General features: G+C 61.0%; 14 protein-coding genes. 2 read left to right on the top strand and 12 right to left on the bottom strand.

Annotation, left to right across the window (positions count from 1 at the left end; all coding sequences use genetic code 11):
• Window positions 1–248: 248 nt before the first annotated feature.
• On the top strand, window positions 249–1,259 hold the full coding sequence (locus VC35_RS10670; protein ID WP_046039834.1) for an extracellular solute-binding protein: 1,011 nt from the start codon (window positions 249–251) through the stop codon (window positions 1,257–1,259).
• Entirely contained in the window at window positions 1,259–2,815 is a 1,557-nt protein-coding gene (locus tag VC35_RS10665) for an ABC transporter permease (RefSeq protein WP_046039833.1), read from the top strand. Before VC35_RS10670 ends, VC35_RS10665 begins: the two co-directional genes overlap by 1 nt.
• A gap of 89 nt (window positions 2,816–2,904) precedes the next feature.
• Here the strand turns inward: VC35_RS10665 and VC35_RS10660 are convergent, their stop codons facing one another.
• The 12 genes from VC35_RS10660 to VC35_RS10605 form a co-directional block, all read right to left on the bottom strand.
• Window positions 2,905–4,839: a methyl-accepting chemotaxis protein gene (locus VC35_RS10660; RefSeq protein WP_046039831.1), complete on the bottom strand. Its 1,935-nt coding sequence runs from the start codon at window positions 4,837–4,839 to the stop codon at window positions 2,905–2,907.
• A gap of 150 nt (window positions 4,840–4,989) precedes the next feature.
• Window positions 4,990–6,279: an adenylosuccinate synthase gene (locus VC35_RS10655; protein WP_046039830.1), complete on the bottom strand. Its 1,290-nt coding sequence runs from the start codon at window positions 6,277–6,279 to the stop codon at window positions 4,990–4,992.
• Window positions 6,280–6,333: 54 nt separating this feature from the next.
• Window positions 6,334–7,521 (bottom strand): ATP phosphoribosyltransferase regulatory subunit, encoded by a 1,188-nt coding sequence (locus VC35_RS10650; RefSeq protein WP_046039828.1) that lies wholly within the window; start codon window positions 7,519–7,521, stop codon window positions 6,334–6,336.
• A 312-nt stretch (window positions 7,522–7,833) separates the two neighbouring features.
• The gene (gene hflC, locus VC35_RS10645; RefSeq protein WP_046039827.1) at window positions 7,834–8,703 is read right to left on the bottom strand and encodes a protease modulator HflC; all 870 of its coding nucleotides are present in this window, start codon (window positions 8,701–8,703) and stop codon (window positions 7,834–7,836) included.
• Window positions 8,703–9,878 carry an FtsH protease activity modulator HflK gene (hflK, locus tag VC35_RS10640; protein WP_046039825.1) on the bottom strand — a complete coding sequence of 392 codons (1,176 nt, stop codon included), beginning with the start codon at window positions 9,876–9,878 and terminating at the stop codon, window positions 8,703–8,705. The genes hflC and hflK overlap by 1 nt, the downstream gene beginning before the upstream one ends.
• A 96-nt stretch (window positions 9,879–9,974) precedes the next feature.
• A complete protein-coding gene (gene hflX / locus VC35_RS10635) occupies window positions 9,975–11,276 on the bottom strand; it encodes a ribosome rescue GTPase HflX (protein WP_046039823.1) in 1,302 nt (433 codons plus the stop codon).
• A gap of 12 nt (window positions 11,277–11,288) precedes the next feature.
• Window positions 11,289–11,549, bottom strand: coding sequence for an RNA chaperone Hfq (hfq, locus tag VC35_RS10630; protein ID WP_007902656.1), 261 nt, complete (start codon window positions 11,547–11,549; stop codon window positions 11,289–11,291).
• A gap of 94 nt (window positions 11,550–11,643) precedes the next feature.
• Complete coding sequence (miaA, locus tag VC35_RS10625) at window positions 11,644–12,615, bottom strand: tRNA (adenosine(37)-N6)-dimethylallyltransferase MiaA (RefSeq protein WP_046039821.1); 972 nt, start codon at window positions 12,613–12,615, stop codon at window positions 11,644–11,646.
• Window positions 12,615–14,525 (bottom strand): DNA mismatch repair endonuclease MutL, encoded by a 1,911-nt coding sequence (gene mutL / locus VC35_RS10620; RefSeq protein ID WP_046039820.1) that lies wholly within the window; start codon window positions 14,523–14,525, stop codon window positions 12,615–12,617. The genes miaA and mutL overlap by 1 nt, the downstream gene beginning before the upstream one ends.
• On the bottom strand, window positions 14,522–15,952 hold the full coding sequence (locus VC35_RS10615; protein WP_046039818.1) for an N-acetylmuramoyl-L-alanine amidase: 1,431 nt from the start codon (window positions 15,950–15,952) through the stop codon (window positions 14,522–14,524). The genes mutL and VC35_RS10615 overlap by 4 nt, the downstream gene beginning before the upstream one ends.
• Window positions 15,953–16,423 (bottom strand): tRNA (adenosine(37)-N6)-threonylcarbamoyltransferase complex ATPase subunit type 1 TsaE, encoded by a 471-nt coding sequence (gene tsaE / locus VC35_RS10610; protein WP_007973252.1) that lies wholly within the window; start codon window positions 16,421–16,423, stop codon window positions 15,953–15,955.
• The gene (locus tag VC35_RS10605; RefSeq protein WP_046039817.1) at window positions 16,411–17,910 is read right to left on the bottom strand and encodes a bifunctional ADP-dependent NAD(P)H-hydrate dehydratase/NAD(P)H-hydrate epimerase; all 1,500 of its coding nucleotides are present in this window, start codon (window positions 17,908–17,910) and stop codon (window positions 16,411–16,413) included. The genes tsaE and VC35_RS10605 overlap by 13 nt, the downstream gene beginning before the upstream one ends.
• Between the last annotated feature and the right edge of the window lie 32 nt (window positions 17,911–17,942).

Here is a 17,942-nt window from a genome sequence, read left to right as displayed (position 1 = left end):
CCATTCATGTGGCGAGGGGGCTTGCCCCCGTTGGGTCGCGAAGCGGCGCCAGCGCATACTTCGCTACACCGCATTTGCCGAGTTTACGACTGCTTCGCAGCCGAACGGGGGCAAGCCCCCTCGCCACAAAAGCCCCCCCATTTACCGCACTTACCAAACGCCCTTCAACATCGCAGCGCGCATTTGAGAAACAATATCGTTTATCATTGTTGCAAGTTTTTGCAATGCGACAGTGAGGAACCCTGCGAATGATGTTTCGAAATACCCTGCGCCGCGGCTTGACAATCACCCTGCTCGGCCTGGCACTGGCCACTCCCCTCACCCAAGCCGCCGATCCGGTTGCCCTGACCCTCTACAACGGCCAGCACAAAGAAGTCGGCGACGCGGTCGCCAAAGCTTTCGAAGCCAAGACCGGCATCCACGTCAATGTGCGCAAAGGCAGCAGCAACCAGCTCGCCAGCCAGATCGTCGAAGAAGGCAATCGCTCCCCCGCCGACGTGATCTACACCGAAGAGTCGCCACCACTGAACAAACTCGGCGAACAAGGCCTGCTGGCCAAGACGGATGACGCCACGCTGGCCGTTCTGCCCAAGGAATACGTCGCCGGCAACGGCACCTGGATTGGCGTGACTGCCCGGGTGCGCGTCGTTGCGTTCAACCCCAAGCTGATCGATGAAAAAGACCTGCCGACCTCGGTGATGGAATTCTCCGATCCGAAATGGCAAGGCAAGGTCGGCTTCGTACCCACCAGCGGTGCCTTCCAGGAGCAAGCGGTAGCGATCATCAAGGTGCACGGCATGGACGCAGCCGAAGAATGGCTGACCGGTCTGCGCGCATTCGGCAAGACCTACAGCAACAACATGGTCGCATTGAAAGCAGTGGAAAATGGCGAAGTCGCCACCGTGCTGGTAAACAATTACTACTGGTTCGCCCTGCAGCGTGAAAAAGGCCAGCTCGACTCGAAACTGCATTACTTCACTGGCGGCGACGTCGGTGGACTCATCACGGTTTCCAGTGCTGCCGTGCTCAAATCCAGCAAACACCCCAAGGAAGCACAGCAATTGCTCGCCTACATGGCCAGCGAGGAAGGCCAGCGCGTGATCACCCAGACCACCGCCGAATACCCGCTGCACAAAGGCATGGAATCAGATCGCGGGCTCAAGCCATTCAGCGAACTGGAAGCACCAAAAGTCACGCCTGCCGACCTCGGCAACGCCGAAGAAGCGCTGGACCTGGAACGTGACGTTGGCCTGAATTGATGGGCGCCTCACTGTCCGCGCATCACGCATACGCACCACGACGCAAGCAGCCGTCTATCTGGCTGATACTGCCCGTGTTGCTGTTGGTAGCGCTCAGCCTCCTGCCTCTGCTGTATGTCGGCCTGAAAGCCTGGCAGGCAGGCTGGGCAGAAGCACTGCATTTGCTATGGCGACCTTATGTGTTCGGCCTGCTGCGCAACACACTCGCGTTGATGATCGGGGTCACCGTTGTTTGCGGGGTAATCGGCTTGACACTGGCCTGGCTGCTGGAGCGCAGCAATTTGCCGGGCCGACGATTGTGGGGCGTGATCCTCTGCCTGCCGTTCGCCGTTCCGGCCTTTGTCAGCAGCTTCACCTGGGTTTCCCTCAGCGCTCATTTTGAGGGACTTGGCGGGGCGATCCTGGTGATGAGCCTGTCCAAGTACCCGCTGATCTTTCTGCCCGTGGCGGCGACCCTGCGCAACCTTGACCCGTCCCTCGAAGAGTCCGCGCGCACGCTGGGGCAGAATCGTTGGGGCGTATTTTTCAAGGTCACCCTGCCCCTGCTCTGGCCTTCGCTGCTGGCGGGCTCGTTGCTGATTGCCCTGCACATGCTGGTGGAGTTCGGCGCCTTGTCGATCATCGGCCTGCAAACCTTCACCACGGCGATCTATCAGCAGTTCGAGCTGGAGTTCAGCAATGCCAACGCGGCGATGCTCTCCGCCGTACTGCTGATGTTGTGCCTGGCGTTGCTGTGGCTGGAGCTGCGCGTTCGCGGCAAGGGTCGACACGTACGCACCGGCCAAGGTGCGGCGCGACGCGCGGAACAGGTTCAACTGGGCCCCTGGGCAGTGGCGGGACAGCTTTATTGCCTGCTACTGGCAATCATTGGCAGCGGGATTCCGCTGGGCATGCTCGCCTACTGGCTGGCAGTGGGATCATCGGCAGCCTTTCCCGTGGCGGCAATCGGCGAGGCATTGATGTCATCCCTCGCACTGTCGCTGGGTGGCGCTGCACTGTGCCTGGTGCTGGCGGTGCCGGTCGGCCTGCTGGTCGTGCGCTACAAAGGCCAACTGGCGATCTGGGCCGAGCGCCTGCCGTATCTGCTGCATGCGCTGCCGGGACTGGTCATTGCCCTGACCCTGGTGTATTTCGCCCTGCACTACGTGCCGATGCTTTACCAGACTTCGGCATTGCTGCTGATCGCCTACGCCCTGCTGTTTCTGCCACTGGCCCAGGCGCCAATCCGCACCGCCCTGAACAAAGCAGCACCGCAGCTTGAGGAGGCCGCTCGCACACTGGGAGCCTCGTCATTCAGCGCCTTCTGCCGAGTGACGCTGCCGATTATTTTCCCGGCGTTGGGGGCGGCGTTTGCGTTGGTGTTCCTGGATGCGATGAAGGAACTGACGGCGACCTTGCTGTTGAGCCCCACCGGGCTGAACACCCTGGCGACGGAAGTCTGGGCGCACACCGCGAATGTGGAGTTTGCGGCGGCTGCGCCTTATGCAGCGTTGTTGATATTGGTGTCGGGGTTGCCGGTCTATTTGCTCACGACCCGGATGTATCTGAGCCGCTGACAAAGCAAAAGATCGCAGCCTTCGGCAGCACCTACAGAGAAACGCAAAGCCCCCTGTGGAGCTGCCGAAGACTGCGACCCTTTGATCTTTTAAGCCCTGAACTGCCCCAGGCTCGCCTTCAACTGCGCCGCCAGACCATCAAGCACCTTGCCGCTCGCCGTGGTCTCCACGACAGCTTGCGCCGCTTTCTCGGCCTGGGCGTGAATGGTCTGGACCCGCCCCCGCACTGCCTGCGCGCCCTGTGCCTGATGCGCCGCCGCCTGGGTCGCCAGACCGATCGCCGCATGGACCTGCTCGACCGATGCCTGCACCGATTGCTGCAACCGCGCACTGTCACGCAGCACCAGCAAACCCTCACTGGCCTGGCGCCCGGCCTGACCGATTGCCGCCACCGCTTCACGCGCACCCTGCTGCAACGCCACGATGTGCGCCTGAATATCGCCGGTGGAGCTCTGCGTCTTGCTCGCCAGCGCCCGCACCTCATCGGCCACCACCGCAAACCCGCGCCCGGTCTCGCCGGCACGTGCCGCTTCAATCGCCGCGTTCAGCGCCAGCAGGTTGGTTTGCTCAGCGATGCCATGGATCACCGTCAGCACCACCTCAATCTGTTCACTTTGTTGCGCCAGCCGCTCGATGACTTGCGCCCCGGTGTCGACCTGACCGGCCAACGCCTCGATCAGGCTGCCGACTTTCGCCGAGGTCCGGGTGTTTTCATCGGTGGCCTGACGAATGTCCACCACCTGCTTCAGCGCCGCCTGCATGGCATGGCTTTCCGACTGGGCTTCATCAGCCATTTGCGACAGCGCGCGCAAACTCTCCGCCACCTCGTCGCGCTGCATGCCAGCCGCCGCATCCGCACCGGCGTTGCGCAAGGTCATGGCACCGATTTCCACACCGGTACGCTGGGCTACATCGCCCGCCTCGCGCACGATCGGCTGCAACTTATCCACAAAGCGATTGACCGCCGAGGCCATGTCACCGATTTCATCCTTGCTGTTGATCTGCACACGCTTGGTCAGATCGCCCTCGCCCGCCGCCAGGTCATCCATGGCAACGATCAGCATTTTCAGGCGATTGACCACTCGGCGACCAAGCACCACCGCCAACAAAAGCAGGACACCGAAGCCCACCACCGCCAGGCACACGCCGATGCGCCAGCGCAGTGTCGTAGCGGCTTCCTGCACGGTGCTGGTGGTATTGGCCTTCATTTCAGCCGCCGTGGACTGCGCCGACTGCAGCCGCGAGCGCATGGCCGCTGCGCTGTCGGCGGCCGCGCCCTTGAGGCTGTCGCCCACCAGTTGATCGCTGCTGGCGATCAAGGCCGAGAAGCGCTTGTCGAGGGCCGCCAAGTCAGTCTCCACCGAAGCCGTCGAGACCCCCATCAGGACCTTGCCGATTTCTACGCCGTTAGGATTGATCGGGGCCTCGATGTAGAACACCGAAGGATCGTTCTTCGCAGCATCCAGCACCTTGTCCAGCGCACGCTCGCCCTGGCCTTTTTCCAGCAGCGCCTTGTTGATCGGGTTTTCCCGGTTGAGGTAGCGCGTCAGGTGCTGGCCGGTGGCGTCGTCATACACCACGAACAGCACATTGGGATTGCGCTGGGCCCGGCGGGCGAACTCGGAAAGTGTCGGAACATCGTTGTCCCACATGGCGCGGGGCGCGACGGAAGCCAGAAGCTGCGCCATGTCGCTGGCGGAGTCCTTCAGGTCTTTTTCCAGCGTTGAGCGCAACTGCGCCTGCTCGTCCTTCAGTCGCGAGGACAAACCGGCCGTCAGGCGTTGACGCGTGCTGGTGGAGAGGCTGTCGAGGCTCGACGTGACTTCGCGCCCCGCCTGCTCAAGCTCAGCGGAAAGCTTTTGGCTGTCCGCACCCAGGCGCATGCCCAGATCGGCTTCCAGCGCGGTCACCGTGCTCCGGGTCAGAGCGACAGCCACCAGCACCTGCACCAAAAGGGCGATACCAAGGGTAACGAACACGGGCCGCAACAAACGGCTTTGTAACAATGAGAGAACGGCCGACATCTGAAATCCCTCTGCTTTGGCGCCATTAAATTGATAGCACGCCGGAAGCAATGCTTTTTTTTATGTTCACAGCAAAGGTCATGCCGTCCAACAGGCATAAACGACAAAGGCCCCAATTAAGGGGCCTTTGTGTTTTACATCAACGGCTTATTAAGCAAACGGATGGCGCAGAACGATGGTTTCGTTGCGGTCCGGGCCCGTCGAAATAATGTCGATCGGCGCGCCGATCAGCTCTTCAACGCGCTTGATATAAGCACGGGCGTTGGCTGGCAGCTCTTCCAGGGTTTTGGCACCCACGGTCGATTCGGTCCAGCCCGGCACTTCTTCGTACACAGGCTGCAGGCCCACGTAGCTGTCAGCGTCAGTCGGGGCAACGGCCTTGCCTTCTGCATCTTTGTAGCCAACGCAGATGTTGATGGTTTCCAGACCGTCGAGTACGTCCAGCTTGGTCAGGCAGATGCCCGAGATGCTGTTCACATCGATAGCGCGACGCAGGATAACAGCGTCGAACCAGCCACAACGACGAGCACGGCCGGTAGTCGCGCCGAACTCGTGACCTTGTTTGGCCAGGTGCGCACCGACTTCGTCGAACAGCTCCGTCGGGAATGGACCCGAACCTACACGCGTGGTGTAAGCCTTGGTGATGCCCAGGATGTAGTCCAGGAACATAGGACCAACACCCGAACCGGTAGCAACGCCGCCAGCGGTGGTGTTAGAGCTGGTCACGTACGGGTAGGTACCGTGGTCGATGTCCAGCAACGAACCCTGGGCGCCTTCGAACATGATGTCTTTGCCAGCGCGACGCAGGTCATGCAGCTCGGCAGTCACGTCCAGCATCAGCGGCTTGAGCAGCTCAGCGTATTCTTTGCATTCGGCCAGGGTCTTGTCGAATTCGATGGCTGGCTCTTTGTAGTAACCCACCAGCATGAAGTTGTGGTAATCCACCAGTTCACGCAGCTTGTCTTCAAAGCGCGGCATGTTGAGCAGGTCGCCCACACGCAGGCCACGACGTGCAACCTTGTCTTCGTAGGCCGGGCCGATGCCGCGACCGGTGGTACCGATCTTCAGCTCGCCACGGGCCTTTTCACGGGCCTGGTCCAGCGCAACGTGGAAGGACAGGATCAGCGGGCAGGACGGGCTGATACGCAGGCGCTCGCGCACTGGCACACCTTTTTCTTCCAGCTTGGTGATCTCGCGCAGCAGAGCGTCAGGTGCAACTACCACGCCGTTGCCGATCAGGCACTGCACGCCTTCGCGCAGCACGCCCGACGGGATCAGGTGCAAGACAGTTTTTTCGCCATCGATCACCAGAGTGTGACCAGCGTTGTGGCCACCCTGGTAGCGCACTACGGCGGCAGCATGTTCGGTCAGCAGATCAACGATCTTGCCTTTGCCCTCATCACCCCATTGGGTGCCCAGGACTACGACATTCTTACCCATAACACTTGTCCTCATTCGCGCAAACTTGGTGCCGGCGGCAGCCGGCGGGAAAACTCAAGAAGCCAGTGGCGAAACTTGCCAAAGCCCGTTCTGCTGAATCAATTGCCGGTCGCAGTCCGCTTCACGGGCGGCGGCCAAAGGTTGTCCAGGCAAGGCCTGAACGACACGCTGACCCTCGCTGCGCAACTGGCAAACCTGCTGCCAGAGTGCCGCATCCGTACTGTCAGGCATCCAGATACCGCCAGACGGTAGCTCGATCTCAGCACGCCCCAGGGTCACCAGGGTTTTCAAATCGGTGGAAAAGCCGGTCGCCGGACGGGCGCGACCGAAGTCGGCGCCGATGTCGTCGTAACGACCGCCCTGGGCAATGGACTGGCCAACGCCCGGCACGAACACGGCGAACACCACACCGGTGTGGTAGTGGTAACCACGCAGCTCGCCCAGGTCGAAATACAGCGGCAGCTCAGGGAAACGCACGGACAGCCGCTCGGCAATCGCCAGCAAGTCGTCCAGCGCTGCCAGAACAGGGGCCGGCGCCTTGGCCAAGCGCTCGCGGGCCGCAGCCAGCACTTCACGATCGCCACACAGATCAACCAACGCCCGCAGCATGCCCGACAGATCGGCAGGCAAGCCTTCGGTCAAGGTAATGACCTCGTCGATGGCCTTACGTTGCAAGGCATCGAACAACTGCTGCTCGACTTCACCGGACAACCCGGCGGCACGGGCCAGGCCGCGATAGATGCCAACATGACCGAGGTCCATGTGCACATCCGGCACATCGGCCAGTTGCAGCATGGCCAGCATCAGGCTGATGACTTCGACGTCGCTACTCGGGCTGCCGTCGCCGTACAACTCGGCACCCAGTTGAATCGGGCTGCGCGAGGACGACAAGGCACGAGGCTGAGCGTGCAGGACACTACCGGCATAGCACAGGCGGCTTGGGCCTTCACGGCGCAGGGTATGCGCATCGATGCGCGCCACTTGCGGCGTGATGTCGGCACGGAAACCCATCTGACGGCCCGATTGCGGGTCGATGACCTTGAAGGTGCGCAGATCCAGGTCCTGGCCCGCACCGGTCAGCAGGGATTCCAGGTACTCGATATGGGGAGTCACGACAAACTCGTAACCCCAGCTCTGGAACAGATCCAACACCTGACGACGCGCGATTTCAATACGCGCAGCTTCCGGTGGCAGTACTTCTTCGATGCCATCTGGCAGAAGCCAGCGGTCTACCGTTGCCATTACGCCTTCCCCTATCTCCGGGCGACCAGCCTGTCGGCGAGCCTTGAGTGAAGCAGAAAATGATCGGCTTGCGCACAAACCACGCGCATGAGCGACGGAGCGAAAAGCCCTTCTACCGGCTTCGCCAACCACTTTCCTCGAAAAACTGTCGAGCCAATCGGCCCGGCATCTGCTTTAAAACAGCAATCAAACATGCAGACGCAAAAAAGCCGGGAATTTCCCGGCTGCCGCATCATACACACGTTTTCCCAAAGGATCACCCCGCCAGAGGTTTTAGCCGCCCGGCGGGGGATAATTCAGGTCAACGCCGTATCAAGGCTTGGCTTTTTCCAGATAGTGGAAGAAGTCGCTGCTTGGGTCGAGGACCATGACGTCGGATTTGTTCGCGAAGCTTTCACGGTAGGCGCGCAGGCTACGGTAGAACGCGTAGAACTCCTGATCCTGACCGTAGGCCTTGGAGTAGATCGCAGCAGCCTGGGCATCACCGTCACCGCGAACCTCTTCGGATTCACGATAGGCTTCAGCCAGCAGCACGCGGCGTTGACGATCGGCGTCGGCACGGATGCCTTCGGCCAGTTCGTTACCCTTGGCGCGGTGCTCGCGAGCTTCACGCTCACGCTCGGTGCTCATACGTTCGAACACGCTGCGGTTCACTTCTTTCGGCAGGTCGATGGTCTTGACCCGAACATCGACCACTTCGATTCCCAGCTCTTTCTCGGCCATCTTGTTCAGCGAAGCCGTGATATCCGCCATCAGCGCATCACGTTCACCCGACACCACTTCGTGCAGGGTGCGCTTACCGAACTGGTCACGCAGGCCCGATTCCAAGCGACGAGACAGACGCTCGTCGGCGATCTGCTTGAGGCCGGAAGTCGCGGTGTAGAAACGCTCTGCGTCCTTCACGCGCCACTTGGCGTAGGCATCGACCATCACGGCTTTCTTTTCCAGCGTAAGGAAGCGTTGTGTCGGTGCATCCAGCGTCATCAGGCGTGCGTCGAATTTACGCACCTGGTTAACGTAGGGCACTTTCACATGCAGGCCTGGCTGAACATCGGTCTGGACCACGCGACCGAACTGCAGCAACACCGCACGCTCGGTCTGAGCCACGATGTAGAAGCAGTTCCAGGCAGCGATCGCCACGACGACGCCGACAATAAGGGCGATCAGCGATTTATTGCTCATCAGCGACTCTCCCTGGTACGTGCTTGCTGTTGCTGCAGATCTGCTGCCGCACGCGCATTCGCTTCATTGCCGGTGGCTGCCGCACTGGTCACCGGAGTGCCGGTGTTGCGACCACTTTCGACCATCTTGTCCAGCGGCAGGTACAGCAGGTTGCTCTGGCCGTTCTTGTTGCCGGTCACGAGAACCTTGCTGGTGTTGCTGAAGACTTCCTGCATGGTGTCGAGGTACAGACGCTGGCGGGTGACTTCAGGAGCCTTGCGGTACTCGGCGACCAGCTTGGTGAAGCGATCGGCCTCACCCTTGGCGCGCGAGACGGTCTCGTCACGGTAGCCATTGGCATCCTCAAGGATGCGCTGGGCCTGACCACGAGCTTCCGGCACGACGCCGTTGGCATAGGTTTCGGCCTGGTTGCGCGAACGCTGCTCGTCTTCACGGGCACGGATCACGTCATCGAAGGCTTCCTGGACTTCACGCGGTGCCGCTGCGCTCTGCACGTTGACCTGGGTAACGGTGATACCGGTGCGATAGGTGTCCATGAAGCGTTGCAGACGCTCCTTGATCTCGCTAGCCATCAACTCACGACCTTCGGTCAGTACCTGGTCCATCGCGGTGGAACCCACCACATGGCGCAAGGCGCTGTCGGTCGCGTGCTGCAGGCTGATTTCCGGCTGATCGACGCTCAGCACGAAGTCCTGCAGGTTGCTGATCTTGTACTGCACGGTCAACGGCACTTCGACGATGTTCTCGTCTTCAGTCAGCATCTGGCCCTGCTTGGTGTAGGCACGCTCACGCGTGACGTTCTCCATGTACTTCTTGTCGATCGGCGGGAAGTAGATGTTCAGGCCCGGACCCACGGTTTCGTAGTACTTGCCGAAGCGCAGCACCACGGCCTGCTCCTGCTCGTCGACGACATAAACCGCGCTGTACAGCCAAACGGCGGCCAACACGACCAGACCGATGCCGAGCAGGCCGCCAAAGCCGCCACTCTTGCCCGGACCACCGCCGTCGTCGCCACCACGTTTCTTACCGCCACCGAACAAACCGTTCAGGCTTTCCTGCAGCTTTCGGAAGGCCTCGTCGAGATCCGGTGGCCCCTTGCGGTCGCCGTTGTTACGACGCTTGCCACCCCAAGGATCCTGATTATTCGAGTTGCCACCCGGCTCATTCCAAGCCATAGCGCTCTCCATCTGATAAAGCAAAGACGCACCCACGGCGCGCCGACCAATGCTACAGAATGCCTGTCACCACGGCACAACCGCTTTCCCAGGCTTTTATTGCAAAGTGTGTTGCTCGATGAATTCCATCGGCTGCAATCCCTCGCGGCTTACCAGTCGATTCAACTCGACCCGGGGCAAACGAACGGCCAGCAAACTGATGCCTTCTTCGTCGTGCTCTTCTTTCTGCACCGCACCGAGTTCGAAGAACTGCGCACGCAGTCGAGCGAATCGTTGCGGCAAGCGCAAGGTACCGACAAACAATTCACTGCCCAGTAACTCGGCAATGGCTTGCTCAAGCAATTCCAGACCACTGCCATCACGCGCCGAAAGCCAAACTCGTTGGGGCTTGCCGTTTTCGTCACGCTGGATTTGTGGCTCAACGCCTTCAAGCAAATCGAGTTTGTTATAGACCTCGAGGATCGGCAAGTCCTGAGCACCAATCTCGCCGAGCACCACCATTACCTGCTCGATCTGCAACATGCGATCTGGTTCGGCCGCATCGATCACGTGCAACAACAGATCGGAGTTGCTCGACTCTTCGAGGGTAGACCGAAATGCTTCGACCAGCTTGTGGGGCAAGTGGCGAATGAAACCCACAGTGTCCGCCAGGACAATCGGCCCCAAATCGTCTATATCCAGACGACGCAGCGTCGGGTCCAGCGTGGCGAACAATTGGTCAGCTGCGTAGACGTCGGATTTCGTCACGTTATTGAAGAGCGTGGATTTACCGGCGTTGGTGTACCCCACCAGGGACACGGTAGGAATATCCGCACGCGATCGGCCACGGCGCGACTGTTCTCGCTGGCTGCGCACTTTCTCCAGCCGACCCTTGATCTGCCGCAGGCGAACCCGCAGCAAACGGCGGTCGGTTTCCAGCTGGGTTTCACCCGGGCCACGCATACCGATACCGCCACCTTGGCGCTCAAGGTGAGTCCAACCACGAACCAGCCGGGTGCTCATGTGGTCAAGCTGGGCCAGTTCGACCTGGAGCTTGCCTTCATGGGTACGGGCGCGCTGGGCGAAAATATCGAGAATCAGACCGGTACGGTCGATCACGCGACACTCGAAAACACGTTCGAGGTTACGTTCCTGACTGGGTGTGAGGATGTGATTGAAAATCACCAGATCGGCCTGTTCGGCTTTGACCAGGTCGCGCAGTTCCTCGACCTTGCCACTGCCAATCAGGGTCTTGGCGGTTGGCCGATGACGCGGCACGTTGAAAAACGCGACGGTCTCGGCACCCGCCGAATTAGCCAATTCCTGAAACTCCTGCGGATCTTCGCGCGCCTCAGGGTCCTGTCCATCCAAGTGAACGAGGATTACTCGCTCACCACCACCGTGGCGCTCAAAGAACAAAGGAGACTCCTATCAGGCGTTACCTGGCTCAGCATCACCTGCTTCGGATTCGGTTGCGCTAGGCAGACGAATTGGACGAACCGGCACCACTGTAGAGATAGCGTGTTTGTAGACCATCTGGCTGACGGTGTTTTTCAGCAGGATAACGAACTGGTCGAAAGACTCGATCGTGCCTTGCAGCTTGATACCGTTGACCAGGTAGATGGACACCCCAACTTTCTCTTTACGTAAAGTATTCAAGTAAGGGTCTTGTAGCGAATGCCCTTTTGACATGTGCCGCACTCCTTTAAGGATTCAATATAAAAAAATAGGTAATCAGATGGCTTTGGCCGCCACACCCCCAAGGATAGACGGCAATTGCAAGGACTCAGCTCAATATGGAGATGGTCCCAAGGTATTTCAAGGCGCGCGGCAGATTGTCGCAATCCAGACTGTCCAGCCAATGCAGATCAGTCCAACTGCGCAGCCAGGTGAACTGGCGTTTCGCCAATTGGCGCGTGGCAATGATTCCACGCTCCTGCATCTCGGCTGACGTCAGCTTGCCATCCAGGTAGTCCCAGACTTGGCGGTAGCCTACTGCACGTATAGACGGCAACCCGGCATGCAGGTCACCTCTATTACGCAGGGCTACGACCTCGTCAATGAATCCCTGTTCCAACATTAAAGTGAATCTTTGTTTAATTCGCTCATGCAGTACCTGGCGATTTGCCGGAGCAATGGCCAAGTTCGCGACAGTATAGGGCAATTGTTGCAGTCCCGAAGCGGCTGCTTCAGTACTTTGCACAGATTGTTGCAATCGTAGGGCGGTCATGCTTTGACCGCTGACACGATAAACTTCCAGTGCTCGACTCAATCGCTGGGGATCGTTCGGATGTATTCGCGCCGCGGACTCCGGATCGATCACCGCCAATTGTTCGTGCAAGGCTTGCCAGCCAAGGCGTGCAGCCTCTTCTTCGATTTGCGCGCGGACCTCGGGATCGGCGGCCGGCATATCTGCCAGGCCTTCAACCAAAGCCTTGTAATAGAGCATGGTGCCGCCCACCAGCAGCGGAATTTTTCCGCGCGCGGTGATATCGGCCATGGCTTCCAGGGCGTCACGGCGGAAATCCGCGGCCGAATAGCTCTCGGCCGGGTCGAGAATATCGATCAGGCGATGCGGGTATTGCGCCAGCAGCTCTTTGGAAGGCTTGGCGGTGCCGATGTCCATGCCACGGTAGACCAGCGCCGAATCGACACTGATCAACTCGCAAGGCAGGACCTTGGTGAGTTCGATAGCCAGGTCGGTCTTGCCGGCGGCGGTCGGGCCCATCAGGAAAATCGCAGGTGGGAACTGGCTCATCAACGACCGCGCAGGAACAGTTTGTCCAGATCGTCCAGGCCCAGCTGGGTCCAGGTCGGTCGGCCATGGTTGCATTGACCGCTGCGCTCGGTGTTTTCCATGTCACGCAGCAGACCGTTCATTTCCGGCAGAGCCAGGCGCCGATTCGCACGAACCGCGCCGTGGCAGGCCATGGTCCCGAGCAATTCGTTCAAGTGCGCCTGAATGCGGTCGCTGGTGCCGAACTCCATCAGATCAGCCAGGACGTCGGCGACCAGCCGGTTGGCTTCGGCCTGCTTGAGCAGTGCCGGGATCTGCCGGATCGCCAGGGTTTCCGGGCCCAGGCGTTGCAACTCAAAGCCCAGGCGCTGGAACCAGGCGACGTGCTCCTCGGCACAATCGGCTTCACGCTGACTGACGGCCAGGGACTCCGGCACCAGCAATGGCTGGCCGCTAAGGCCCTCACTGGCCATCGCCACCTTCAGACGCTCGTACATGATCCGCTCGTGGGCCGCATGCATGTCCACCAGCACCAGGCCCTGGGCGTTTTCCGAAAGAATGTAGATGCCCTTGAGTTGTGCCAGCGCATAACCCAGCGGCGGGATGTCGTCCTGCCCGGCCGGCAGCGCGACGGCATTGGCCTCGGGCAGCGGCGCAAAAAACTCGCGATAGGCGGCCTGTGCTTCGGCGACAGGCACACCGGACTGCGGTCGCGGCGTGTATTGATACTGATAACCCGCGCCAGCTCCCGAACCCGCCGGTGCATTGAACGACGGCTGAGCCTGGGGCTGTTCCAGCAGCGCATTGGCGGCCAGGCGCATTTCTCCCTGGGGCCCAAATTCACCGGCTTCGAGGCCGGTAGGCCGGACGATGGCCGTGGCAACCGGTGCCGCCAGTTGATCGTCGGGGCGCACATCGCCCAAGGCGCGGTGCAAGGTGCCGTAGAGGAAATCGTGGACCATGCGCCCTTCACGGAAGCGCACTTCGTGCTTGGTCGGGTGCACGTTGACGTCGACGCCGGTCGGATCGACTTCGAAAAACAGCACGAAGGTCGGGTGCCGGCCGTTGAACAGCACGTCGCGATAGGCCTGGCGTACTGCATGGGCCACCAGTTTGTCGCGCACGGCACGGCCATTGACGAAGAAATACTGCAAATCCGCCTGGCTGCGGTTGAAGGTCGGCAAACCGACCCAGCCCCATAGATGCAGGCCGTTGCGCTCGATTTCGATTGGCAGTGCCTGCTCCAGGAAACCCGGACCGCAGATCGCCGCCACGCGCCGGGCACGGGCCGCATCATCATGGGCCTCGTGCAGGCTGAGGATGGTCTTGCCATTGTGGCGCAGATGGAACGCCACATCGAAGCGCGCCAGGGCCAGGCGCCTGATCACTTCTTGCAGGTGATCGAATTCGGTTTTTTCGGTCTTGAGAAACTTGCGCCGCGCCGGCGTGTTGAAAAACAAGTCGCGCACTTCAACCGAAGTGCCCACCGGGTGGGCCGCAGGCTGCACACGGGGCGCCATGTCACGACCCTCGGTCTCGACCTGCCAGGCCTGATCGGCGTCGCGGGTTCGGGAGGTCAGGGTCAGGCGCGCGACGGAACTGATCGATGCCAGGGCCTCGCCGCGAAACCCCAGGCTCATGACCTGTTCGAGGTCTTCCAGGTTACGGATCTTGCTGGTGGCGTGACGGGCCAGGGCCAGCGGCAGGTCATCGGCGGAAATGCCGCTGCCATCGTCGCGCACCCGCAGCAGCTTGACGCCGCCCTGCTCCACATCGACGTCGATGCGTTTGGCGCCGGAGTCGAGGCTGTTTTCCAGCAGCTCCTTGATCACCGAAGCCGGGCGCTCGACCACCTCACCCGCGGCAATCTGGTTCGCCAGTCGCGGGCTGAGCAGCTCGATTCGAGCGCCGCTGTTCACAACCTGATTCATTCTTTGGCCGCCAGTTCAGTGCCCGGAATCGTCAGGTGCTGACCGATCTTGAGTTCATCGCTCGACAGGTTGTTGGCGCTGCGCAGGGTCGCGGGCGATACCTGATAGCGCACGGCGATCATCGCCAGGGTCTCGCCCGGGTTGACGCGGTGGTCACGCGGCCCCTGCACAATCTTGCCGGAATCGCGCAGCCAGGCAATGTAAGTGCCCGGCGGCGGGTTCTGCTGGAAGAACTGGCGCACGCCACTGCTGATCGAACGCGCCAGCGCCTGCTGGTGGCTCGACGCCGCAAGCTTCGAGGCTTCGTTGGCGTTGGAGATGAACCCGGTTTCCACCAGGATCGACGGAATATCCGGCGACTTCAGCACCATGAACCCGGCTTGCTCAACCCGTTGCTTGTGCAACGGTGTCACCCGGCCAATGTTGCTCAAAACTTTCTGGCCGACATTCAGGCTGGAGGTCAGGGATGCCGTCATCGACAAATCGAGCAATACGCCAGCGAGCATGCGGTCCTTGTCATCGAGGCTGACGTTGCCGGCACCACCGATCAAGTCGGAACGGTTTTCGCTGTCGGCCAGCCAGCGGGCGGTCTCGGAAGTCGCGCCGCGATCGGACAGGGCAAACACCGAGGCACCGAACGCGGCAGCGGAGGGTGCGGCGTCGGCGTGGATCGAGACGAACAGGTCGGCGCCTTTCTTGCGGGCGATTTCAGTACGGCCGCGCAACGGAATGAAGTAGTCGCCGGTACGGGTCAGTTCGGCGCGGAAGCCTTTCATACCGCTGACCTGCCGTTGCAGTTCACGGGCGATGGCCAGTACCACGTCTTTTTCCCGTTGACCGCGGGAGCCCGAGGCACCCGGGTCTTCGCCGCCGTGACCGGCGTCGATTACCACAATGATGTCGCGTTTGCCGGCCGGAGCCGGCGGCAGCTTGATCGCCGGTTCCACAGGCGAGACCGGCACGGCGGGCACCGTGGCGACCGACGGTGTCGGTGCTGGAGGAGGCGCGGCGTCTGCGGCGTTATCGAACAGATCGACCACCAACCGGTTGCCGTACTGGGCGTTCGGCGCCAGGGAGAAGCTTTTCGGCGTCACGGCCTTTTTCAGGTCGATGACCACCCGCAGGTCGGTCGGTGTGCGTTGGGCCGAGCGCATGGCGGTAATCGGGGTGTTCGAGGTGTTGACGTTGAGCGGCGCACCGAGGGTCGCGCCATTGATGTCGATGACCAGGCGATCCGGAGCCGTCAGGGTAAAGACGCTGTGTTGCACCGGGCCAGTCAGGTCAAACACCAGTCGAGTGTTGTCCGGTGCCCGCCACAGACGAACACTGTTGACCTTCGAATCGGCCACAGCGTCGACGGTCACCGCCAAAAACAACACCCCTACGGCAGCCACCAACGCGCGAAAGCGCATACCTAACCCCATCATCTATTTGGATTCCAATGCCAAAGCGGCACACCAGGCCTCGCCACGCGAGCCCTGGGATAAAATTTTCAGCGAACGCCCGCTGTCTTGCGGGCTAATGGTAATGGTCAGGTCAGGCTTTGGCAAAAAGCCTGCACCTTTATCGGGCCATTCGATCAGACACAGGGCATCGTCTTCGAAGTAGTCGCGGATACCGAGGAACTCTAGCTCTTCCGGATCGACCAGACGGTACAAATCGAAATGGAAGGCGCGAATGTCGCCGATCTCGTAAGGCTCGACCAGGGTGAAGGTCGGGCTTTTGACTGCCCCGACATGCCCCAGACCGCGGATGATGCCTCGGGACAACGTGGTTTTGCCCATCCCCAGGTTGCCCTCAAGGAAAATCAGGCCATGGCCTTGGGTGATTCGGGCAATGCGTGCGCCAAAGTCGCTCATGGCCTGCTCATCAGCCAGGTACAGGGTTACTTCAGACACGGTGCTTGCTCCTCCAACAACTGACGAATGGCTGGAATCAGATCACTGGCCGCCAGCCCACGGCCGAATTTTCCTTGTTGCTCGCCGGCATTGGCGTGCAACCAGACCGCCAGGCATGCTGCGTCGAATGGCTCCATGCCCTGGGCCAGCAATGCGCCGAGCAAACCGGCCAGCACATCGCCCAAACCAGCGGTGGCCATGGCCGGGTGCCCCTGACGACACAGCGCCAGACGCCCATCGGGATGAGCGATCAGGCTGCCGGCACCTTTCAGTACGACGACAGCTGTATATTTTTTACTCAAGGCATGGGCTGCGGCGGGACGGTCAGACTGAACGTCGGCAGTGCTCACCCCAAGCAAACGTGCCGCTTCGCCCGGATGCGGAGTGATCACGCAATTGCCGGGCAAACTCACACGCTCCTCGGCCAACATGTTCAGCGCATCGGCGTCCCAGACTTGCGGCAGCGGTGCATTGGCAGCGGCCGACAACAAGCTGCGCCCCCAGCCAGCCTGGCCCAGCCCCGGACCGACAACCAACACAGAAACTTTTTGAAGCAAACCCATCAACTGATTGGCCGACGAAGTGCCCAGTACCATCGCCTCGGGGATCCGCGCCAGCGCGGCGCACACATGTTCGCTGCGAGTCGCCACCGACACCATGCCCGCCCCGCTGCGCAGCGCACTTTGCGCGCTCAGCAGAATCGCGCCACCCAACCCACGGTCGCCACCGATCAGCAACACATGGCCGAACTTACCTTTATGGGAAGCCTGTGCCCGCGCCGTTGGACGCTGCAGGTTAGCAGCGGTCAGGCGACGGGCGGTGAAAGCAGCGCCTTCTATCAGCTGTGGGTCAGCGTGCAAGTCGTTGAACAGCAGTTCACCGACCACATTGGCCGCCTCGCCGGTGAACAACCCCACCTTCAAGCCAATGAACGTGACCGTCAGGTCGGCATGCACGGCATGACCAAGGATGCGCCCCGTATCCGCGCACAATCCTGACGGAATATCCACCGCCGCAACCGGCAGCCCGCTGGCATTGATCGCGGCGATGGCGCTGGTATACGGCTCACGGACATCGCCGCTCAGACCAGTGCCAAGCAAAGCATCCAGCACAATGCCGCGCAATCCGGATTGTGCCGTCCAAGGCTCGATGAGCACATTTTGAGACACCGCCTCGGCATGGGCCAACGCCGCATCACCCTGCAAGCGCTGCGGTTCCCCTACCGCCAGCACCCGCACCGACCAACCGGCACGCTGGGCCAATACGGCCACCAGATACCCGTCCCCGGCGTTGTTGCCATGTCCGGCCAGCACGCTCAGTTCGTTCGCTGTCGGCCATTGCCGCACCAGCGCCCGCCACGTCGCTCGCGCCGCGCGCTGCATCAATTCGAAGCCCGCTGTGCCGGCGGCAATCAGGCTCGCGTCGAGTGCTCGTACCTGGGCGGCGCTATACAGCGCGTCGGGTAATTCATCTTTAGTGTGCGGCATGCGTCTTCGGGCTCCGATGTCTGGCAGAATTA

Origin of the sequence: Pseudomonas fluorescens (assembly GCF_000967965.1) — a bacterium.
Taxonomy (GTDB): domain Bacteria; phylum Pseudomonadota; class Gammaproteobacteria; order Pseudomonadales; family Pseudomonadaceae; genus Aquipseudomonas; species Aquipseudomonas grandcourensis.
The sequence above is the reverse complement of the archived record's forward strand: the minus strand, read 5'-3'. Positions and strand labels throughout refer to the sequence as shown.